Genomic DNA, 4763 nt, shown 5'->3' with positions numbered 1-4763 from the left:
AGGTCACCATCACCCCCAAGCTCTTTTGGCATTGCGGTGCCGGGGATGGTGCCGTAATTTCCCGGGTAACCCAGGTAATTCACGATACGTGGTTTGTCATCTTTTAATTCCCAGATAACTTCCTGAGTGTTGTCTTTATTCATTTCCCATTTTGCAGATGTACCGGTCGGAATTTCGATCAGAGCATTCACTTCGCCTGCGACATTAATGGCGGAAACCGCCATTAAGTCCTGGTTTGAAGATAACGTGAACGAATCTTTAAGCTGCATGGAATGACTATGATTAATGGCTTTGTCAAAACTCAGACCGGCACCGGTCATTTGTTTTTTATAGCGCAGCATATAATCCACTTTCTTATTGGCACGAAACAGTTTTTCAAATTCCTTTTTATCAAAACCTTCATACTGACCCATTCTGGAAGCAGACATGCCAATACCGCCGACATTGTCAGATTTCACCGCTAAAATAGCGTCACTGACGTCTTTAACGGCTTTTTTATAGCCCTTCATTGAATTTAAGTCGTATTGGCTTAAATCGACTTTGTTGTAAATTTCTTTCCCCCAGTAAAACTCAACAAAATTGATGGCTGGTTTGGGTTTATCCCAGACAATTTCACGGGAAAAATAAACCAGTGAGCGATATAAGTTGTTATGGAAGTTTTCCAGACCAAGACTTTCTGGCAATGCACTACGATCAATTGGTTCAAACTTATCGTCATACAACCATAAGTTGTTTTCTGCCTGCATCTTGCTCCAGAAATCATCCATCGAGGTTAGATCACGATAATCGTCAGCAACCACAACATGCACTTCAAAATTGGCACCGCCATCCGGCATATGCCAGAACACGTTGAACGTATGATGACCATCGGTCAGATATAAACCATTATCGGGGCCTATCACCACTGTTTTCATATCTTTCGTGGCTGTACCAACGGGATCGGTACATTCAAATGAGCTGGCAACAGCGACATTGGATTTTGAGGAATAGTCTTTAATGGCCTTCTGGCCATTGGCTTCACAGATTTCATCAAATTTCTTTTCAGTATCGCCTTCATAACGTCCCAGTTTGTAGAAAACCTGGTCATAGCCGACAGAGGATTGTGTCGGTTTAAGCTGATGTAATTGAACCGGGATAACATCGCCTTTTTTGGCTTGGGCAAGATGATCGTCAGCAACAACCATGCTGCTGAAGAGGCTCAGGCCGGTTATCGATAACATCACTAAGCGTGACATAGCATTCATAAAGAACTCCGTGAATTTAACAGTCGTTGAACAGGTGGTATTCAAAAAAAAGCCCCACCTTTGAAGTCCAAGGTGAGGCTTTTTCTCAGGAGATATGCTGCGTCAAATTAGAACGCAACCTGACCACGGAACATAAAGGCTTCGATATCGCCTTCCAAGTCTGATGCATCATCAGATTTGATGTCCGCATCAACATAGTTCGCCATAAAGCGAATATTGTCGTTCACATACCAGTTCACACCCAAGGTCCAGATATTGCTTTCTGTTCCACGAATACCACTGGTATTTTCCAATGCTGCACTGCTATCCCAGATATCCAGTACGTCATAACGAGCAACCAGTTCCCAGGCACCAAAACCACCTTTACCTACAGGATTTTTCGGTGAGATAGTGCGCATTGCGCCACCTTTATAACCACGAGCTTCACCGGTTAAAGTGTAAGTCGCTAATGCATACCAGCCATCAGCATCAGCATCCTTGGCTTCTTTGCGGTTTAGCTGTTGCGTATAGTATTCAGCCTGTAAGGAGAAAGGCCCCATTACAGTGGCCGCTTCAAAACCGAATGTATCTGCATCTTCAGTACCACCGTAGTTCACTTGTACAGGGCGGTCATTAAAGAAGTGAATGCCAGGACGGGCACGTAAACGGCCGTTATTACTGCCTAAATTATTACCATCAAAAGTTTCTTCAAAACCAACATGGTGGTAGCTTGCACCTAAATGAACCAGTTTTTCTTTCTCTTGAATTGGAGCAAAGGTGACACGACCTGCATAACCATAATCAGAGTCTTTACCTTCCCAACCATCACTTTCAACACCTTCGCCAAGATAAGCACCACCAGTTAATGTCCAGTTTGAACCGCCGGTTGCAACAGTCAAGCCATTACGACGACCTAATGCAAATGTATTTGTAGGACCGGAACGTTCCATTGTTGAGATACGATTAGAACTGGTCAGCTCTTCCAGACCAACTGGCATCTTATGGCGGCCCAGTTTCAATTTGACGTTTTCAAAACCTTCATAACCGATAGTTGCATCAGTAAACTCAGTGGCTTCATCCTGACCATAGTTAATTTCTAACGCATAGGTCCAGTCAGTGAACATGGTGCCTTCCATACCAATACGAGCGCGGCGGAATTTTGCACCATTACCAAATTCGTCAACACTATCAACATTACGGTCAAAGTAGTTATCGTCAATAAACGCATAGTCAGCATGAATACGGCCGCCAATATTGGCAGTAAATGCTTTATCAGAAGACTCAAAATTCAAGCCTTTTTTGTCTAATGTAACGATTGAAGAAGGTTTACTATCGACCTTCGTCATGATTTCTTCTTTTTCAGCAGCAGCTTGTTCTTCTTTATCTTTAGCTGCATTCGCCAGTAATTCATAATCTTCAGCGCTGATAGTACCTTTGTCACGTAACACTTTCAGCAGGTCGACCATTGGGTCAGCCTGAACAGGTAAAACGGCTGCACCCATCAGTGCGCCGGCGATTAATAGAGATGTAGGTTTCAGTTTCAAGGGGCTATCCTCTTAGTTGATAAAACAAATCGGTCTTAAGTCCGAAGACCCGCACACCATAAGACTGGAATGTTTCAGGGTGATGATGTTTCTATTACAGTTGTGTTACATAGCAACAAAAGTGGAAATTTGTTGTTAAAACGCGACAACCTGGATAAGACAAAAATGCTTGAAAAATCAATATAAGCCCCAACCTATTGAATCATTGATATCCGTTAAGGAAAGAACATGTTCAAGTGGCTTTTTTTGCTATTTCTGCTGGTGCCGATTGCTGAAATTTACGTTTTAATTGAGGTTGGCGAAGTCATTGGCGCGGGTTGGACCATTCTGTTTGTGATTGCCACCGCAGTGTTGGGGGCCTGGTTAGTCAAGTTACAGGGGCTTGCCACTATGCAGCGTGCCCAGCAGTCAATTCGGCGAGGCGAAACACCCGCTTTGGAAATGCTGGAGGGCATGACTTTATTTATAAGTGGTTTTCTCTTGCTGATTCCGGGATTTGTAACTGATGCTGTTGGCTTCTTATTACTTATTCCAACGTTACGACGTGCTTTGCTACTGAAATTAATTCGTAACAGCAATGTGCTATTCCGTCAGCAATGGTCGGCACGTAGTCGCTATTCACAAACGGATGACATCATTGAAGGCGAAGTCATTAAGGATGACGAACAGCGCAATATTCGTTGATGCTGATAAATCAAGCAATTCACTGCATTTGACAGTTTTTTCAGAAATTTTTTAACGCAGGCACTTGAAGTTTGTTCTGGCAGCCCCATTAAAGGGGTTCCTGGAATTTTCTTGGTCATTTTTTGTTACTTTTGGAGGATAAAACTAATGAACCTTCGTCCCCTTCATGATCGTGTGATTGTTCGTCGCATGGAAGAAGAAACTACCTCTGCTGGCGGAATTGTCATTCCTGACAATGCAGCAGAAAAACCATCCCGTGGCGAAATTATCGCAGCGGGTAACGGCAAACCTACCGATTCTGGTGACGTCCGTCCTCTGGCTGTTAAAGTCGGTGACAAAGTGCTGTTTGGCAAATATGCCGGCACTGAAGTCAAAGTGGAAGGCGAAGAACTGCTGGTAATGCGTGAAGACGATATCGTTGCTGTGATCGAAGCTTAAGCGCTTCCCGACGATTTCACATCTGGTTACGTTAAACATAGCTATAAAGAGGAATTAAAATGGCTGCTAAAGAAGTCAAATTTGGCGCTGATGCGCGCCAGCTAATGGTCAAAGGCGTTAACACGCTGGCTAATGCGGTAAAAGTGACATTAGGACCGAAAGGTCGCAATGTTATTTTGGACAAAAGCTACGGTGCACCCACCATTACTAAAGATGGTGTTTCTGTTGCCAAAGAAATTGAGCTCGAGGATAAATTCGAGAATATGGGCGCCCAAATGGTGAAAGAGGTTGCTTCGCAAACGTCTGATGCTGCCGGTGACGGTACCACGACTGCTACCGTTCTTGCTCAAGCTATCTTGCGTGAAGGCATGAAATCAGTCACAGCGGGTATGAACCCCATGGATCTGAAACGCGGTATCGACAAGGCAGTGACTGCAGCAGTTGATGAACTGAAAAAAATGTCATCACCTTGTGATGATGACAAGGCTATCGCCCAAGTCGGTACGATCTCTGCCAACTCTGACAAATCAGTTGGTGACATCATTGCTGAAGCAATGAAAAAAGTCGGTAAAGAAGGTGTTATCACGGTTGAAGACGGTCGTGGCTTTGAAAATGAACTCGACGTTGTTGAAGGTATGCAGTTTGACCGTGGCTACCTGTCTCCCTACTTTGTCAACGAACAGCAAACCATGTCAGCCAACCTGGATGACCCTTACGTTCTGCTGTACGACAAAAAAATCTCTAACATCCGTGAACTGCTGCCAACATTGGAAGCTGTCGCTAAGTCCAGCCGTCCGTTGCTGATCGTTTCAGAAGATGTTGAAGGCGAAGCGTTGGCTACACTGGTTGTAAACAACATGCGTGGCATTGTTAA

At 44.2% G+C, this 4763-nt stretch carries 5 protein-coding genes; 3 read left to right on the top strand and 2 right to left on the bottom strand.

Annotated features, from left to right (window positions below; genetic code table 11):
- Window positions 1-1244 (bottom strand): ParB-like protein (locus B3O33_RS04765; RefSeq protein WP_292363094.1); only part of this gene is annotated, 1244 nt, incomplete at its 3' end.
- A gap of 107 nt (window positions 1245-1351) precedes the next feature.
- Window positions 1352-2767, bottom strand: coding sequence for an OprO/OprP family phosphate-selective porin (locus B3O33_RS04760; RefSeq protein ID WP_292361202.1), 1416 nt, complete (start codon window positions 2765-2767; stop codon window positions 1352-1354).
- A gap of 228 nt (window positions 2768-2995) precedes the next feature.
- Between B3O33_RS04760 and B3O33_RS04755 the strand changes: the two genes are divergently transcribed.
- The 3 genes from B3O33_RS04755 to groEL all read left to right on the top strand — a co-directional run.
- Window positions 2996-3451, top strand: coding sequence for an FxsA family protein (locus tag B3O33_RS04755; RefSeq protein WP_292361201.1), 456 nt, complete (start codon window positions 2996-2998; stop codon window positions 3449-3451).
- Window positions 3452-3598: 147 nt separating this feature from the next.
- Window positions 3599-3889 (top strand): co-chaperone GroES, encoded by a 291-nt coding sequence (gene groES / locus B3O33_RS04750; protein ID WP_292361200.1) that lies wholly within the window; start codon window positions 3599-3601, stop codon window positions 3887-3889.
- A 59-nt stretch (window positions 3890-3948) separates the two neighbouring features.
- On the top strand, window positions 3949-4763 hold an 815-nt coding region (groEL, locus tag B3O33_RS04745; protein WP_349676295.1), incomplete at its 3' end, for a chaperonin GroEL.

The organism is Methylophaga sp. UBA1464, assembly GCF_002325665.1.
GTDB lineage: Bacteria > Pseudomonadota > Gammaproteobacteria > Nitrosococcales > Methylophagaceae > Methylophaga.
This window is presented reverse-complemented; position numbering and strand designations above follow the sequence as displayed.